General features: G+C 70.2%; 5 protein-coding genes and 1 pseudogene. All 6 read left to right on the forward strand.

Annotated features, from left to right (window positions below):
• A pseudogene (locus C1I95_RS35350) lies at nt 1–422 on the forward strand (hypothetical protein); the annotation flags it as partial.
• 30 nt (nt 423–452) lie between these two features.
• On the forward strand, nt 453–869 hold the full coding sequence (locus C1I95_RS22415) for a YbaB/EbfC family nucleoid-associated protein (protein ID WP_111216323.1): 417 nt from the start codon (nt 453–455) through the stop codon (nt 867–869).
• Between the two features lie 4 nt (nt 870–873).
• Nucleotides 874–1,197: a hypothetical protein gene (locus C1I95_RS22420; RefSeq protein ID WP_111216325.1), complete on the forward strand. Its 324-nt coding sequence runs from the start codon at nt 874–876 to the stop codon at nt 1,195–1,197.
• Between the two features lie 24 nt (nt 1,198–1,221).
• A complete protein-coding gene (locus tag C1I95_RS34850; protein ID WP_146605793.1) occupies nt 1,222–2,289 on the forward strand; it encodes a WXG100-like domain-containing protein in 1,068 nt (355 codons plus the stop codon).
• Between the two features lie 935 nt (nt 2,290–3,224).
• Nucleotides 3,225–13,067 (forward strand): hypothetical protein, encoded by a 9,843-nt coding sequence (locus tag C1I95_RS22425; RefSeq protein ID WP_146605794.1) that lies wholly within the window; start codon nt 3,225–3,227, stop codon nt 13,065–13,067.
• 205 nt (nt 13,068–13,272) lie between these two features.
• Complete coding sequence (locus tag C1I95_RS22430) at nt 13,273–16,614, forward strand: AAA family ATPase (RefSeq protein ID WP_111216329.1); 3,342 nt, start codon at nt 13,273–13,275, stop codon at nt 16,612–16,614.
• The last annotated feature ends 524 nt before the right edge of the window (nt 16,615–17,138 follow it).

The following is a 17,138-nucleotide window of genomic DNA, read 5'->3' on the forward strand; positions in this document are numbered from 1 at the left end:
GCCTCACGCCGGACCGACCGGCCGGCTTCGCGCTCGGGCCGCTCGGCACGCCGCCGGCCGGTCACATTCCCTCTCCGCTTGACTTCCCTGCCGAAGTGGTAGCCGGCGGGGCGCAGGCCGCCGGCGGGCACAACACCGGTGGCCTGCCCGGCGCGATGGGCACGGGTGGCATGCCGTTCATGCCGCCGATGGGTGGCATGGGCAGCCCGGGTGGTCGGGATAGCGAGAAGGAGCGCGAGCGCACCACCTGGCTGGCCGAGGAAGAGGATGTCTGGGGCACCGAACCGGACGTCACAGCGGCGGTCATTGGCCGAGAGGACTACCAGCCCGAGACCGTTGGCCAACCTACCCGGCGGCCAAGCGCAACGCCCCGCCCGGGGCAGCCGACCTACGAGCCGGCCCGTGGGCGCGGCACCCGATGAACTCGGTGACACAGAGAAAGGCAGGCAGGCATGTCGACATCGTGGCATGAGGAGATCGAGCGGGCGTACGCCGAGCTTGAACGCAGCCAGGAGGCGATAGCCCAGGTGCAGCGGGACATGTCGGACCGCAGGGTGACCGTGACCGCGCCGAACCGGGCGCTCGTCGTGGTCGTCGACGCAAGCGGCACGGTTGTCGACATCACGTTTCCCACCCGCGCCTACCGGTCGATGGCGGGGCCCGAACTCGGCGCACTGCTCATCGAGACGATCGCGGAGGCCCGGCAGCGGGCGACCGACGAGCTGGCCTCGATGTTCTCGGCACTGCTCCCCGATTCGATGCCGATCGCCGATCTGATCAACGGCACCACCGACATCGACCAGATGATCAACGAGGGGATGCGGCTGATCCGCGACCAGCCGGGCCCGCCGAGCACCGGACGGGGGTGAGGACGTGCCACTGTACGCGGACACCGACCTGCTGCGTGCCGACGCGTTCGCCGCCTTCGTCGACCACATGCGGGGTGTCATCGACAGCTTGGAGTCCGCCCTTGCGGGCAACCTGCCGGTGGCCAACTTCATCCGGGACGAGTCCGACCGAACCCTGGTCGACGGTATCGCCGCCCAGATCGAGCAGGTGCGGATGATTCTGCTCGGGCTGCGGGATCTCTCCCATGGCGACGCGAACCAGGTCCAGGTCCTGGGGCAGCTGCTCGACCAGGTCGAGGTTCTCAACACCGACGTGGCGAACTTCGGCTCGACGTCGCGCACCGCCTGACCCGCACCGACGAAGGACACGCCCGTGGCCATTGAGATCTCCGATCGGCTCGCCGAATTCCTCTACTGGGTGACCGGCGAGAGGTTTCCCGGAACCAACGAGGATCGGCTCTTCGCGGTCGCCAGCGCGCTGGACGCCGCCGGTAACGGCGTCGACGAGTCCCGGCCGCACCTGGCCACGGCCGTGCGTCGAATCCGAGAGGGTGTCGGCGGCAACTCTTTCGAGGCGTTCCTGAACAGTGTCAACGACTATGTACGCGACCCGGGCTACGTGACCGGTGCGGCCCAGCACCTCCGTTCGATGGGCCGGAACACCCGCGACGCGGGCACCCAGATCCAGTACCAGAAGATGATGATCCTGGCGTCGACGATCGAGATGTTCGCCTCGTTCGTCCTGGCGTTCGCCTTCGCGTTCGGCAATCCGGGCGCCGCGATGGCCTGGCTGGCGGCCCGGGTCGCGGTGTTCCGCTTCCTCATCCGGACGCTCTTCACCCGGCTGTTGATGGCGGCGGTGCTGGTCGTCGGTAGCGAGGCCCTGATGGAGGCCTTCCTCGACGGCATCATCCAGCGGATTCAGATGAGGTTGGGCACCCGCGACCAGTTCGACTCGAGGCAGTTCTGGCAGGCAGTCCGAGACGGCTCGATCGGTGGAGCGGTCATCCTGGCCCTTGGCCCCGCCTTCGCCGGAATCGGCAGCGTCCTCACCAGGATCAATCTGCCGCGCGGCCTGCGCCCGGACAACCTGGACGCGTTGGGCCGCGCCACGCCGGACCGTACCCTGGTGCCGTCGCCCACACCACTCCCGGCCTCGGCCAGCGCATACGCGACAACGCGCCCGGATTCGTCGGCGAGGTTGGCGCCGCCATCATCACCGAGGTCGTCGTCGAGGGCACCGTCTCGGCGGCCAACGGTCAGGGCTTCAACGTGCACGGCGGAATCGCGACGTCAGGGGCGATCGGCGCCACCCTCGACATCGGCGGCGCGGCGGGCGGGGCCGCCCTCAACCAGCGGCTCAACAACCCGGGCGGCACGGCCGGCAGCACCGGCGGCGACGGAACCGACGAGTCCGCCTCGAACACCCCGCCGGAGCTGACGCCGCCGCCCGTGCCGAGCGGCTCGACCGGCCTTGGCGGCGCCGAGGGCGAGGACGAGGGGGTCGGCCGCGACCCTGCCGGTGTATCCGGTGTCTCGGGTGGAAACGGTGCCTCCGGTGGGAACGGTGCCTCGGGCGGAGGCGGTGCCGATCCCACGACCGGCGTCGGTCGCGGGACTGGCACGGGCACCGGCCTCGGCACCGGCGGCACCGGCTCCGACAGATCCGGGTCCGGCGACGACACCCTGGGCGGCACGCCTACCGGGACGTCCGGTGGAGAGGGTTACGGAGCCGGGCAGGCCGGAGCCGAGGAGTCCGGCGACGCGCGGGACGGCGGCGAGCAGCAGCCCCCACGATCCGGAGTGGACCTGGACGCCTCCGGCGGCCTCCGTCCGCCGGCCGGCGGTGTCGCCACGCCAGACCCGAACTCGGTCACGAGCGGCACGCCGACCGGCACTCCGACGGGTACGCCGGCTGGCACCCCGACTGGCGCTCCGGGTGAGACGCCGAGTGGCATCCCGGGTGAGACGCCGGCTGGCACTCCGAGTGGGACGCCGGCAGGCACGCCGGCTGGCGCTCCGAGCGGGACGCCGGCAGGCACGCCGACTGGCACTCTAGGTGAGACGCCGAGTGCCATTCCGTCTGGCACGCCGACCGGCACCCCGTCTGGCACGCCGACTGGGACGCCGAACGGGACGCCGACTGGCACGCCAACCGGCACCCCGAACGGGACGGCGACTGGCACGCCGGGTGAGACGCCGAGTGTCATTCCGACCGGCACGGCGACCGGGACGCCGAGCGCGGCCAGCGGTACCAGCCAGAGCCCGTCCGGCGTGCCCACGCCGACCTCAACGTCCCAGTCGGGTCCGGTCACTCTGTCCCGGTCACTGCTGGATGGGGCCGGGAACGGGCGGCTCCACCCGTGGGATCGCCAGGTGCCGACCGAGCCCGACGGGAAGGTCGCCGGCCTGGAGCGGTGGCTCGATCGGACGACCAGCAGAGAGGCCAGCCTGTCCGGCGATCCCGCCACCGACTGTGTGCCGCTGGCCTGGGACGTCTTCGCCGAGATGCACGGCCGTCGGTCCAATCCGCTGGCCCAGAACCTGACCGCCGGGTACGGGGTGGCGGAAACCCTGTCCGAGGGCACCAGTGCCATCGACGCCGCCGAACTGGTTCGTACCCTCGGTGGGCAGACGCCGACCACCAACGACGGCGATGCCGTGCTCAACTACCTCGCCGGCACCCCGGGAGCCATGGCGCTGGTGGTCGCGCGTCCCCGCAGGGACCGTTCGCACGTCTTCTGGTTGGTCGCCGACGGCCGTGACGGGCAGGTGGTACCCCGGTGGGTGGATCCCCAGCAGCCGGGGCTGTTCGGCCACGACGCCCGAACCGTCACTCCTGACACGAAGTTCTGGGCACAGCAACTCCGCTCGCCCGACACCAGGATGCTGGTCCTCGGGCCCGACGGCGGATCGGTCGATCTCACCCTGCAGCCGCGTGATCTCACGGTGGCGGGCCTACTCGACGCGCCCACCGGCGCTCGGGCGGCGGCCGGCCTCTCCGGCCAACCGAACACGGAGCGGGCCGAGTCGCCGACGGCCGGGGATTTCGAGCTTCAGCCGCTACACGGCCGGCCGGCCGGCGAGTCGAGTGTTCCGGAACAGGCGATCGGCACCGCTACCCCGACCGCTGAGAACAACCCCGAGCGGACGCTGCCGCAAGAGGCGAACCAGCTCTCGACGCGGCCCGACGATCCCCGAACGGAGTCCCTCGGTGCCAGCAGTTCCACGTTGCAGGCCCGTCCCGATGACGGGAGTGGGACCGCCACCTCGGGCTCGCAACCCCGCCCCGAACAGCCGAGCCGGCCCGAGGACGACGGGCGAGACGTCGGGCACGACGAACGAGACAGCGGCCAGGACAACGGCCGGGAGGGCAGTAGGGACGGCGGTCCGGAAGACGGACTCGACGGCGGTCGGGAGGACGGTCGCGAGGGCGGCCAGGAGGACGGTCAGGAAGATGGGCGAGACGGCGGCCGGGACGAAGGTCGAGGCGGCGGACGAGGCGACGGGCGGGGAGGCGGCCGGGACGGCGCCGAGCCGATCCGGCCGGAGTTCGCCGGCGGGCCGCCGAGGGACGATGTCACCACGACCACGGAGACCACGGAGAGATTGCGCACGCAGGACCGGGCGTTTCTGCTCGGTGACGGCAACCATCTGCTGGCTGCGGTGCTGTACGGGGATCTCGACGCGGCGGTGTCTCAGGTGCGGTGGAGCCCGGAGGCGCTCGTCGAGCTGAGGAACCTGCGCACCTGGCGCGAGCGGGGCTTGCGTACGGTGAGCACCAGCGCGCTCACCCACGCGGTCGGTGACCTACGCCGCGACCTCTCGGCTCGGATCGACCGGCTGCGCCCCGCAGACCTCGCGGCGTTGCGACGGGTGGACAGCCCCGCTCTGCGTACCGCTCAATTCGGTGACAACGCCACACTGCGGCGGGCGCTGCGGAACCTGTTGGCCGCCGACATCGCGCACGACCACTCCCTCGCCGGGCCGATGCTCGTCGGCGCGCTGCTGAATCGGCCGGTCGTGGTCGACGACGGCGCGGCTGCCACACTGCTGGGCCGTGGCGCAACGACGGACGCCCCGATCAGGTTGTTCCGCCGGGTTCAGGACGGTACGGGAAGCGCCGAGTTCCACGCCCATATCGAGGCGGCCGCTCCGCCTCCGGTGTACCAGACGGTGCTGCCCCCGCAGCCGGTGCCGGCGCCGGTGGAACTGAGTGCGTTGAATCAGCCGCGGGCTGCCGTCCACTTCGCCACCGGCAGGTACCGGACCCTCGCTCCCGGTCAGGGCCTGGAGACGGTGGCTGGCACCATCGCCGACCGGATCGAGCGGTTGGCGGCTGGCCGGCCCATCGACGGTGCCGCGATCAACGTCACGGTCGAGGGCGGCGGTAACACCAGGCGTCGCTGGAACGCCCCGTTCGACATGGGCCGCCGGCGGGCGGCGACGGCCACCCGGCTGATCGAACCGTTGGTGCGGGCTGAACTGCTCCAGCGCCTCGGTGGGCGGGCACCGATCATCATGTTCCGGCAGCAGACCCGGGGCAACATGCCGGCGGAGGGAGTCACCGGCGACGGGGTCAATCGGGCGGTGACGATCGACCTCAGTATCGACGGCACCTGGCAGGACGCACGGGCGGTGGCCAACCCCGCCTTCAACCCCACCACCGCTCGGTACCCGCTGGAGAACGGCGACCTCGACTCGATCGCATTCGCCGCGGCCCTGCCCGCCCACACGCTGCCCGATCTGGAGCGCCTGATCGGACGGTTGCGGGAAATCGGCGACGAGAACAACGTCCCGCGGGACGCGCCGGTGTGGGACCAGCTTCCCGGGCTGCTGATCAACAACTACCGGCACCTGGTCGGCGACGGGATGATGCTCTTCCTCGGCAACGTCGAGGTGCTCGTCCACCTCGATCCGACCGATCCGCGTCCGGAGGTTGCCCCGGCGCTGTCGGGCACACCGGACCCGACGAGCCGGACCGCCCAGGTGAAGGTGACCGAGACGATCCACGGCACCTTCCAGGTGGGCGCTCACAGTGAGAGCCGTGGCTCTCCCACGCAGTTCGCGAGCGGTGGCGTCTCGCTCGGAGCCTCGTTCGGTGTCTCGCCGGTCGGATTGCTCGCGGTGCGGGTGGGCGTCGCCATGAGGTTCATGAGCAACCTGATCTCGCGTTCCACCGGTACGGTGCGCGACGCGGAGGTGGGGCGGGTGGAAGACACCCGGTCGCCGTCGCGGCTCTTCTCGGCTGCCGCCAGCTACGACCTCCAGGTCCGCACCCGATCGGAGCAGACCTGGGACAGCATCCCCACCGAGCGAGTTGACGCGGCCGAGCGGTTGACCGTCACGCTGCCGGAGAACTACCTCAGCCGCGGTGAACCCGGGCTGGCCGGCCAGATCGCGGCGGCGGCGGGTTCTTGGCAGCGGACCCCCGCCGATGCCGGAAACCGCCTACCCAACATCTTCTACGCCTCCGGTCTCACCGGCACGCGACTGCTGGCCGACGACATCATCCGGCAGATGGAGGCGGTCCGCGGCCAGATCCCACTCGGTCACCCGATCCGAGCCAACGTCTGGCATCGCGTGTCCAACTTGGACACCCACCTCGACAAGGCGGTCAACCGGAGCCGGGGCTACCAGTTCACCGTGCTGGAAGACGATCGCATCATCGCCGACGTCCGCATCCGCAGCCGGCGTCGGGGGTACGGCGAGGCGGTCAGCGCGCCGCACGACAAGGGGCACCTCGAGGAGGTACGGACGGCGATCAGCGGGACCGTCTCGGGGCAGACGGTCAGCAACGACACCAGCGTCGAGGCGAGCACCGACTTCGTCCTCGCCGAGGCGCCCGGGCTCAGGGCCTCGGTCAGGGCGCCGTTCGTTCGCTTCGGGTGGAGCAACCGGGACAGCAACAACTCCGGCCGGCTCGGGCTGTGGGTGCTGGTGTCGCGATACGCCGGATTCACCACCGCGTACAAAATGGATTTCGACCACCAGGCGGTCGTGCACGTGCGCCGCCGCCGCAACGTGCTGCGCCGACACCGCCCGGGCACGTCCTGGAAGGTTCGGCTGCGCAGCAATCTGCAAGGGGCGCACCGCCCACCGCACGATCCGCGCACGGTTCTCGGCCGCGCGATGGTTCGCGTTCCCACCGGGGACGCGGTATCGCATGGCATCGAGCGGCCACCCCCTCCCGGCATCGTTGCGCCAACCGTGCCGCCGACGGCCTTCACAGCGAAGGAGCCCGCCGCGGTGCCCCACCACGCCCGCGAAGGACGTGGTATCGGCAAGGGGATCGTCGAGGTCGATCCGCAGCTCGTCGATCACCTCGTCGACCAGATCGAGCGGGAACTGGACAGGCACGGCTATCTGGTGGTCGACCCCAACCAGCCGTTCGAGTCACGATCGAGGTGGAGCAGAACGCGCGACAGCCAGGTCAGAAACGGGGCGCTGCTGCGGAAGCTGCTCTCCAACGCCGGCCTGGAATCCAACTACGACGGCATCCACCAGGACGGCCTTCCGATCACCTTGCGTAAGCGGCACAGCGGATGGTTCACCTTCTATCGGGTACGGACGGCCCGGGTGACGATCAAGGCCGGGCCGCCGCAGGATTTCGACGCCTACGGCATGCTTGGCCAGGCCCAGGATCCGACGTCCAATCCTCGGCTGACCAAGGACAAGCAGATCGTCAACCTGGAGATGGGGTTGGACTCGGCCGGCTCCTCGGCGGGCGGCGGAAGCCGGATCACCGCCGGGGTGAGGTCGCGCTTCACACCTACCGAGCGGAACACGGAGCTTCAGGGCGCCGGCTTGGGGGTCGAGTTCGACCGGGGTGTCTCCGGCAACCAGTCGGTCAACCACGTCAGCAACATGCCACGGTTGATGGAGTACCAGGGTGAGTTGACCGAGTTCGAAACCACCAGCGACTACCAGGTCACCATTGACTACGGACGGACCTGGTCCTGGCGGCGGATGGCGATGTGGGCCCGGCCCTCTTACGTCGGGCCGCGACTGCGCAGCACCGCCTTGGCGCGGGTGGTGCCGGCATTCAACTCGAAGGCCACGCACGACCGAGGTCAGGGCCGGACCCTGCCCAACGTGTCGCAGACACCGGCCTCGGTGCTCGAACATGCCGCAGTCAGCTACCTCGACTCCACGGGCCTGATCCCCAGAGGCCGGGAGGCGGTCGGGGCGATGGCCCACCCTGGCGGCTCGGCCGACGAGGAGGTCTCGACCTTCCTCGACCACACCCAAGTGCTCTCCCACCTGCCGGAGATCCTCGGGGGCCGGTACACCACCGACGCGCTGTTCGAGGGGCAGTTCTGGCGGGACAAGTACCGGACCCTGTCGGTCGGCGCGGAGCTGGGCGCGTCGGAGTTCGTCGGAGCAACCAACGACCCGTACGTGCTGGGGCTGATCAAGCTGTCGCTGACCCAGGCGGGCACCTCGTCGAGCCGCAGCTACGGCAGCGGGGTCACCCCGCTGGACGTGGCGGCGGGTGGAGACCCGGGGAGTTCGCACGTGGTCGGGCTCAGCGGCTCGACGGGCCACGGCATGCGGTGGGGACGAGAGCGGGGCCGGGCCGCCAAGCAAACCGGCGGCCGGGAGCTCCTGGAGCTCAACTTCCATCGGGCGTACGCGTTCCGCGCCCCGATCGAGTACTCCCTCGTGACCGGCAAGACCAAGCGGGCGAAGCTCTTTCCGAACAGCGACTACGTGCCGAGGGAGGAGCGGGTCGAGGCGGAGCCGATGATCTACGTGCTCTCCGAGCCGGACGCCCTGGAGCACTACGCCAACGGGGAGGTGCCGATCGACACCGAACAACTGCTCGACGTGCTGACCCGTTGGAGCAGCGGCGAGTTGAAGCTCTCGCATCGGCTGATGGCCCGCGTCCTGACCCAGTGGAACAGCGCCGCACCCGACCGTGACGTGTTGGCGGGACTACGGGCCGACGCTGCCCGGGACCTTGCCCGCAGCTACGCCTGGTCCGATCTGGAGGTTCCGCCGGCGGTCGCCAACGATTTCCGTTCCGCCTTCGGGATGCCGCTGGAACGTGACCCGGCGACCGCGGCCCGTCGCCTCGTGGTGCCCGACTACCTGCGGCCCGGCACCGGACAGATCTCACTCGGCCACACCGGCGTGCATACCATCACGCTCAACGAGGGCAGGGAACTGTCGGATGTGATCACCGATGCGGTCGAGGCGTTCGAGCCCGGCCTGCTCGGCAAGATCCACGACGATCTGCCGAGGATGGGGGATACCGAGCTTCGCCGGTGGTGGCACCGCGCCGCACAGGTCCAGCCGTTCGTCGGCCGGCTGCAGGGTGGCATCGACGCCATCCAGTCGATTTTCGACGGGGGCCGCGCCAAGCCACTGTTGGAGCAGATGCTCGACCCCGAAGGGGTCACCCTCACCTTCGCCAATCCGCACGCCTGGGTCGCCCAGGACATGATCGAGGTCAAGGTCACCGCTCGGCTCACCAGCACGCCCGAGTACCGCGACTATGTGCCCGAGAGCGGACTCGAGACGTATCGGCACCGCTACGTCGAGCAGCAGGAGAGCAGCCGGGGCCAGTTCACCCGCAGTACCGGGCTCGGCCTCAGCGGCACCGTCGACGACCGGCCGGAGCCCCCGCCCTCCCTGGAACAACAGCGCTCGGACAACGAGGTCAAGCTCGGCGCCGGTCCCGGTGTCCGCTGGGCCGACGGCGTCACCCGTGGTCGAACCAACACGGAGCAGTTCAGCTACGAGTCGACCGTCTACGACTGGGGCAACCACTACCGGGCCGATGCGAACGTCACGATCAGCGTCGAGGTGCGCCGGGTCAAGATGGGCGGCCGCGCGCCAACCAACTTCATAACCAGCGGGCTCAACCGGCTGGGCGTCCGGACCGGCTTGCAGCCGCGCATCCTGGAGGCCACTTCCACGGACATCGACGGGAGCGTGACGCTCAAGGTTCCCAAGAGCGTCGCCGAGGCCACCCCGATCAGCCCACCCACCGGGCTGCGCGGCACCATCAATCCGCAGCAGATGCCGCCGGACGCCTTCGTGGACGCGGTGCAACTGCATGGCGCCCACGAGGCCACCCGTGATCTGCTCGGCGCGCTCTTCGTCCGTCCGGTCAAGTGGAACCACTGGTGGGAGACGAGCTGGCCCAACCGGCGCGACTACCACACGAGCCCGGCGATGCGTGCGTTGGCGACGCGGGACATGCTTGCCGTGAATCTCATTCCGGCGTTGGCCCCGGAGGGTGTGTCCATCGCCGAAGGGGTGTTCCTGCCGGGCCGGTCGAGTCGTAGGGCGGACATCCGCCTGCATGGCCGGCTCGAGGAAATGGTGGCGGTCGCCGACCTGGAGAACACCGGAACCGGACGGTATGTGAAGTACCAGCAGGGCACCAGCTTCACCACCACGCACAGCACTCCGTACGTGACGGCCTCCGGCTCGGCGGGCGGGCCGACCCGGCTCGGGGTCGCCGACGAGAACAGCCCGGGGGAGTCGTACGGCGCGCACCGTACCGACGGTGTCACCGACAACAGTCGGCAGGCGCCCCGTTCGCACAGCGACACCATCGCCGACTCGTACCGCCGCGAAAACCACGTAAAGCAGCAAGGCCCGGCGGTGTTGGTCCGGATGCGCGGGCGGTACTGGCTCGAGGGCAACAAGCACATTGAGCACAAGCTGCGCGCCACCTCCCAGGGCCGGCGGCGAATCAGCGACGAGTTCACCGGCGACGTCTATGTCGTGATGTTCAAGGCCGACTACGAGGAGATGGTCACCCAGCAGCGCCGCAGCGAACTGAGCCGGGCCATGCCTCGGATCGGTCGTCAGGGTTCACCACTGGTCGACCTGACCACGGCGCTTAACCAGCTACCGGCCGCGGTCACCGAGACGGCCGTGCCGCCCGGTCGCACCGACATCGCGATGCGCAATCACCTCGGTGCCGTCGCCGGCGGATTGCGGGGGGTCGGCAGCGGCGACGTCCTGGTCGCCGAGGTTCACGCTGCCGAGCAGGAGCGGCAGCTCGCCGACGTGCTCGATGCCTGGGCGCGGCAGCACCTGACGCCACAGGAGATCGCCGCCGTGCACGAGTGGCACCGCCGGGAACCGGACGGACAGGACCTCTACTCGCTGATGGTCGAGGAGGTCAACGCGGGTCGGCCCCGCGACCATTGGCTCGAACCGCCGCTGGTGGCTCGGCTGCACCGCGACCCGCTCAACACGGCCCAGGCGCTCGCGCGGGAACTGCGTGCCCCGATCGAGCTGCGGCTGCTCGGAGAGCGCAACACGATCAACCGTCGGTATGGCATCGACCGGGACGGCTGGTACGTGGAGCTGATGCCGGCCGCCACCAGCGTACGACCGGTGCCTGCGGAACAGGCCGTCAACCTGTTGCCGCAGGCCCTGCGGGACGAGGCCGCCCAACTCGGCATCGGCCGAGAGGAACTGGTCAACCTCTACGACGGCGCGAACCTCTCCGACAGAGTTCAGGCCCTGGTCGAGGCGCGCCGGTCGGAGACAGAATCGCCTTCGTCGGTGCCGTTGACCGATGCCCAGAAACAGGCTCTCGCCGCGCGCCAACTGCGGGTGCTGGACCAAACGACCGGCCGCGACGCCTGGCTGGAATCGGTGATCACGACCGCACGGAACCAACCGAACCCGTCTGCGGTGGTGCGGCAGGTCGGGGAGGCGACGGTCGACGACCTTCGCACGACGATCGCCCGGCGTCGCGGACTGCCCGACGACGCACCGCTGCCGTCGCGCACGGCCATCGCTGCAACGCTCGGCATCGGGGTGGAGACCATCGATACCGACGGGGTCGGGTCGATCGCGGATGTCGACGGGAGGGACTCCGGATCCAGTGTCGGCCCGACGAGGGAATCACGGCTCACCGTGGTAGCGGTGGGAGAGGAGGGCCACTATCGGCCGACCGCCCCGGCACCCGTCTCGGCGCCGCCCAGGGAGCCTGGCCCTGAGCCCGAGCCGGTGCGTGAGCCGCAGCGGGAGTCCGAGCAGGGACCTGAGTCCGAGCAGGAGCAGGAGCCGCAGCGGGAGTCCGAGCCGCAGCGGGCAGCGGTGGTCGAGCAGGCACCCGCGCCGGTGCCGCCCGCACCGCGTCCACTGAGCCTGAGCCTGAGCAGTTCCACCCCACCCACGCCCGCGGGGTCGCCGCGTATACCAACGGGTGAGTCGCTGGTCGGTCGGCCAACGCCGCAGTCGCCGGTCAGTCAACGGCGCGACGAGAGGGCGGTCGACTCGCCGCCCGAAGCGACCACGGCGCAGTCCACGGCCGAGACCTCGCAAGGGCGATTGAGCCGGACCCTCGGCGAGCAGTCGGAGCTGTACCGGATACGCGCGAGCTTGGAGCAGCAGCTACGCGAGCACGTCGACGCCCACCCGCGCCGGGACGAGCGGCTGCGGGTCATCGAGCAGCACACCTCGGCACCGCCGGCGCAGAGTCCCACCGCCAACAGCGAACTGATAGGTGTCTTGCGGGGGCTGCTGACGACGTACCAGCAACAGGACCAGCCAGCGCGCCCGTCGGTGCTCCGGCTGGGCAGATCGCCGGACTGGTGGCACGAGGGGGAGCGCAACCGACCCGGTCAGTTCTACTCGCCGAACGCGAGCCAACAGAACTGGCTCAGCGCGAACGGTCGGTCGGTCGGCTGGGTCGCCGCGAACGGCGACTGCGCCTTCGCCGCGGTCCTGGAGACCCTCTCCGCCCACCGGGTCAGTACCGCAGCCAACCTGGTCGCGGACGCGGCCGGGCTCGCGCGGCCGGGCCTGCTCGCGGACGCGCCCGCATTGCGCGACTTCCTTGCCCTGCTCATCGAGCGGGCGCGAACCAGGCCTCACACACATCGTGAGCTGGCGCTGTCAGAAATGGGTGTGGTGTCCGAGCCGGCGCCGGACCAGCTCGACGTGGCTGCCTTCGCGGCCGAGCTGCGCCGCCACGGCAGCTACGGCGGCGAGGCGGGTGCCAACTTCACGAACCTGCTCGGCCAGTTCCTCCGCTGGGGACGCCGGCTCGCGCAGGACGGAGGCGGCGACCTCGACGTCGACTTCGAGGTGCTGACCCCGAATCCGCTCGAGGTGGAACGGCTGGCGAATCCTTCGATGAATGTCATCGTCCTAGTCAACGAGCACTACCTACCGACCCGGCAGCGAGACACCGGACAGCCCTCAACGGCCACGGATGAGCTGGCTGGCGGCGTCAGATGAACCGGTTGGCCAGTCCGGCCGTTGTCTCCGGGACACGTCCGCGTTCCGGACAGGTCGGTCGTGAGGGGGGAGCGACGCGACCAGCCCGACGAAAGGGGGACACGGACGTGGAGCAACCCTCCAACATCGGCATTTCGCTCGGCTTCGATCCAGCGGGGCACCCGTTTCAGGCACAGGCAGCACCGACCAGCGGAGGGTGGCGATCATGAACCAAGCCGTCGTATCGGTGTCGCACAACGAACCCGGCGGGCTGCCGCGGATCGGCGATGCCCTGGCCGTCGCCGGGGCCGGGACGACCGTCATGCTCCAGCCCGGGGTGTACGAGGAGGAGTTGCGCCTCGTCGGCGACGTCACGCTCGTCGCCGAGGACGGCCCGGGTACGGTGACTCTCCGCGCCCCGAAGGCGGTCGCCGTCTTCGTCGGGGCCGGCACGGTCACCCTGCGCGGCATCGTCGTGGTCGGCGGTGGTCCCGACTTCCCCGCCGTCCAGGCGATCGGGGGCCTTCTGCGCATGATTGACTGCGAGGTACGGGCGGACGGTCTGGTCGGTCTGCACGTTCGCGGCCGCGGCAGCCGCCTGGACCTTCAGAACTGCGTGTTGCGCAACGAATCCGGCGCGGGCGCGCTACTTGAAGGGGCGATGACCGGCACGATTCGTGGCACGACGGTACGGGACGTGGGCAGCGCGGGCGTGGTGGTGACCACCGACGCGGATCCTCAGATCGTCGACTGTGTGATAACCGACGTTCGTGGCCCCGGCCTGCTGTCCACCCGCAACGGCCTGGGAAGCCTCGTCGACAGCGACCTCAGCGCGATCGGCGGACCAGCGGTCGCCGTCGAGGAGGGCGGCAGAATCACCGTACGACGCACGGCGGTCCACCACACCGAGGGCCCGGCGATTGTGGCGATGGGCGGAGCGCCGTCCTTTGAGGACTGCACCGTGGACTCCGTCGCCGGACACGGTGTGGTGATCGCCGGTGACGCCACGCCGAGCCTGCAGAGCTGCCGGGTCACCAACACGGGCGGGCACGCGGTGCTGGCCGTGGACGCCGGCGGCGGCAGCCTCACCGACTGCCAGCTCTCCGGCACCGGCCCCGTCCTCGCGGTCGCCGGTACGGCGGGGCCCACCCTGCGGCAATGCCGAATCACGGGCACCGGCGAGGTGATCGCCTTGTTCGACGCCGAAGCCCGTGGCTCGCTCTCCGGCTGCACGGTCAACGGCGGTCGGACCGGGTTGGTCATCCGTGCCGAGGCCGCGCCAACGGTGGTCGACACGGCCATCGGCGGCTGCGCCGAGTACGGCGTCCAATGCGTCGACGGCGGTCAGGGAGCGCTACGTGACGCCACGATCGACGAGTGCGGGGTCGCCGGGGTACGACTCGCCGCCGGTGGGCGGTTGGCAATGACCGAATCGCGCCTTCGGGGCGGTCGGTTCGGCGTGATTGTCGGCGAGGCCGGGACGGCGACCGTCACCTCGTCGGAGATTGGCGGCGCCAGCGAGGCCGGCATCCTGGTCGAGGCATCCGGCGATCTCAAGCTGCGTCGCAGCCGGGTCCGTGGCGGGGCCGGGCTCGGCGTGCGGTTCGCGCCCGGTTCCCGCGGTGCTCTCCCACAGTCGGAGATCTTCGACAACGGCACCGACGGGGTGCTGGTGGAGACCACCGAACCGGTGGACCTCTCCACCGCATCGATCACCGGCAACCGCCGGGAGCAGGTCCGGCGGTCGGGTGCTGGCGCGCCTGCGCAATCCGACGCGGGTACTCCACCGGTCGTCGACCCGATGCCGGGGCCGGGCGTCGGTGGCCCGGCGGGCCTGAGTCCCCAATTCGAGCTCCGGACGCCCGCCGCTACTCCCGCTCCGACCGCCGGCGACCCGGCGGCACCGCTGCTCACCCAACTGCACGAGCTGGTCGGGTTGGCCGCGGTCAAACAGGAGGTGGCCACCCTCGTCGGGCTGCACCGCATCGCCCAGCGGCGGGCCGAGGCAGGCCTGCCGCGTCCGCCGATGTCGCGGCACCTCGTCTTCGCCGGTGCGCCGGGCACCGGCAAGACCACGGTCGCGCGGCTCTACGGCCAGATCCTCACCGCTCTCGGGGTGCTCACCTCCGGTCAACTGGTCGAGGCGTCCCGGGCCGACCTGGTCGCCGAACACATCGGCGGTACGGCGGTCAAGACCACCCAGAAGTTCACCGAGGCGCTCGGTGGTGTGCTGTTCATCGACGAGGCGTACACCCTCAATCCGGTCGACGGCGGCGGCGGTGGGCACGACTTCGGCCGGGAGGCCGTCGACACCCTGGTGAAGCTGATGGAGGACCGCCGTGACGAGGTGGTGGTCGTGGTCGCCGGTTACTCGCCGCAGATGCGGCAGTTCATGGCGGGGAACCCCGGCCTCGCCTCGCGCTTCTCCCGCACCATCGAGTTCGACAGTTACCGCACCGACGAGTTGGTCACGATCGTCGAGCGGCTGTGCAGCACCCACCACTACTCCTTGGAGTACGACACCCGAGCGGCGCTGGCCAAGCTCTTCGACGGGATGCCGCGGACCGAGTCGTTCGGCAACGCCCGGGTCGCCCGGCAGGTCTTCGAGGAGATGATCGGCCGGCAGGCGTACCGCCTCTCGACCGTCGGCACCGGCGACGGCGTCGAGCTGGCGCAGCTGCTCCCGGAGGACGTCGGCCAGGCGGCGAACGGCTCTGGTTCCATGGCCGAGGCCGCCGACGGTGGGCGCGCCTCCGAGACGGATGCGTTGCTCGCCAGCCTGAACGGCATGATCGGTCTGGCCGCGGTCAAACGTGAGGTATCGGATCTGGTCGACCTGATCGCCAACGCGCGTACCCGGGTCCGGGTCGGGCTGCCGGCGCCGGCGATCTCGCGGCACCTCGTCTTCTCCGGGCCGCCGGGCACCGGCAAGACCACCGTCGCCCGGCTCTACGGCCGTCTGCTGGCCGCCCTCGGTGTGATCAGCGGCGGGCAGGTGGTCGAGGTCGCCCGGGCCGACCTGGTCGGCGAGTACATCGGGCACACCGCGCACCGCACCCGGGAGGCGTTCGACAAGGCCCGCGGCGGGGTGCTGTTCATCGACGAGGCGTACACGCTGAGCCCGCCGGAGGCCCGTAACGACTTCGGGCGGGAGGCAATCGACACGTTGGTGAAGCTGATGGAGGACCACCGCGACGAGGTGGTGGTGATCGTCGCCGGGTACGACGAGGAGATGGCCACCTTCCTCGACACCAACGCGGGTTTGCAGTCGCGGTTCACCCGGCACATCCACTTCACCCACTACGCCACCGACGAACTCGTCGCGATCTTCCAGAACCTGGCCGGTACGAACGGCTACGACTGCCCGTGGGAGGTGCTGGAGGCGCTGCGGACCCACTTCGACGCCGTGCCACGCGGCCGCTCGTTCGGCAACGCCCGGTACGCCCGACAACTGATGGACGAGGCGATCACCCGCCAGGCCAGCCGGCTGCGCGGCCGCGTCGACCCCTCCGTCGAGGAGCTGAAGACCCTCCAGCCCGCCGACATCGCTACCGGTGCGCGCGGCTGAGCGGGCGACTAATCGTGACCGGCCGCGAGATCGGTAACCCCGATTCGCACGGACGTTCGACCTGGCGACGGCGCCAGGCCCGCATGAGCGGAGCGAGCAATTACTGCTAATACATTCAGCGGCTATTATTCTTCACGCGCCATCGGTTTCTAGCCATTCGTGAATTTCGGCGACTGCCGCCCCTGCGCGTAGAGCGGTGTTGGCCATCGCGACGAGACGCCGTAACGGCCTGTTCCGAGACGGTTCGTCGGTGGGTGGAAAGGCGGGCAAATTCACGGCCCCTGGATTGAACCGGAGGCGGTGCGGCAGCGTCGTCTAGTGGGCAGACGGCTCAACGTCCGCCCTGCGTGCGAGCAGGTAGCGAAGCGACTCGTCGCCGCCGGGAAGGGTGAGATCATGTCCTCGGCCGTAGGAACGTCTATTGAGCGGCTCGCTGCCTTTCACGAGTTGCTGTTGCGGATGTCTGGTCGGCTGCCGGACGAGCTGGTCGCGGTGTCCCGCCGCTGGCTTGTCGAGGGCGAGCT

Source organism: Micromonospora craterilacus (assembly GCF_003236315.1).
In the GTDB taxonomy this organism is placed as follows: Bacteria; Actinomycetota; Actinomycetes; order Mycobacteriales; family Micromonosporaceae; genus Micromonospora; species Micromonospora craterilacus.

Coding starts and splice junctions, on each gene's coding strand:
- C1I95_RS22415 (WP_111216323.1), top strand. CDS start 453: ATGTCGACATCGTGGCATGAGGAGATCGAGCGGGCGTACGCCGAGCTT.
- C1I95_RS22430 (WP_111216329.1), top strand. CDS start 13,273: ATGAACCAAGCCGTCGTATCGGTGTCGCACAACGAACCCGGCGGGCTG.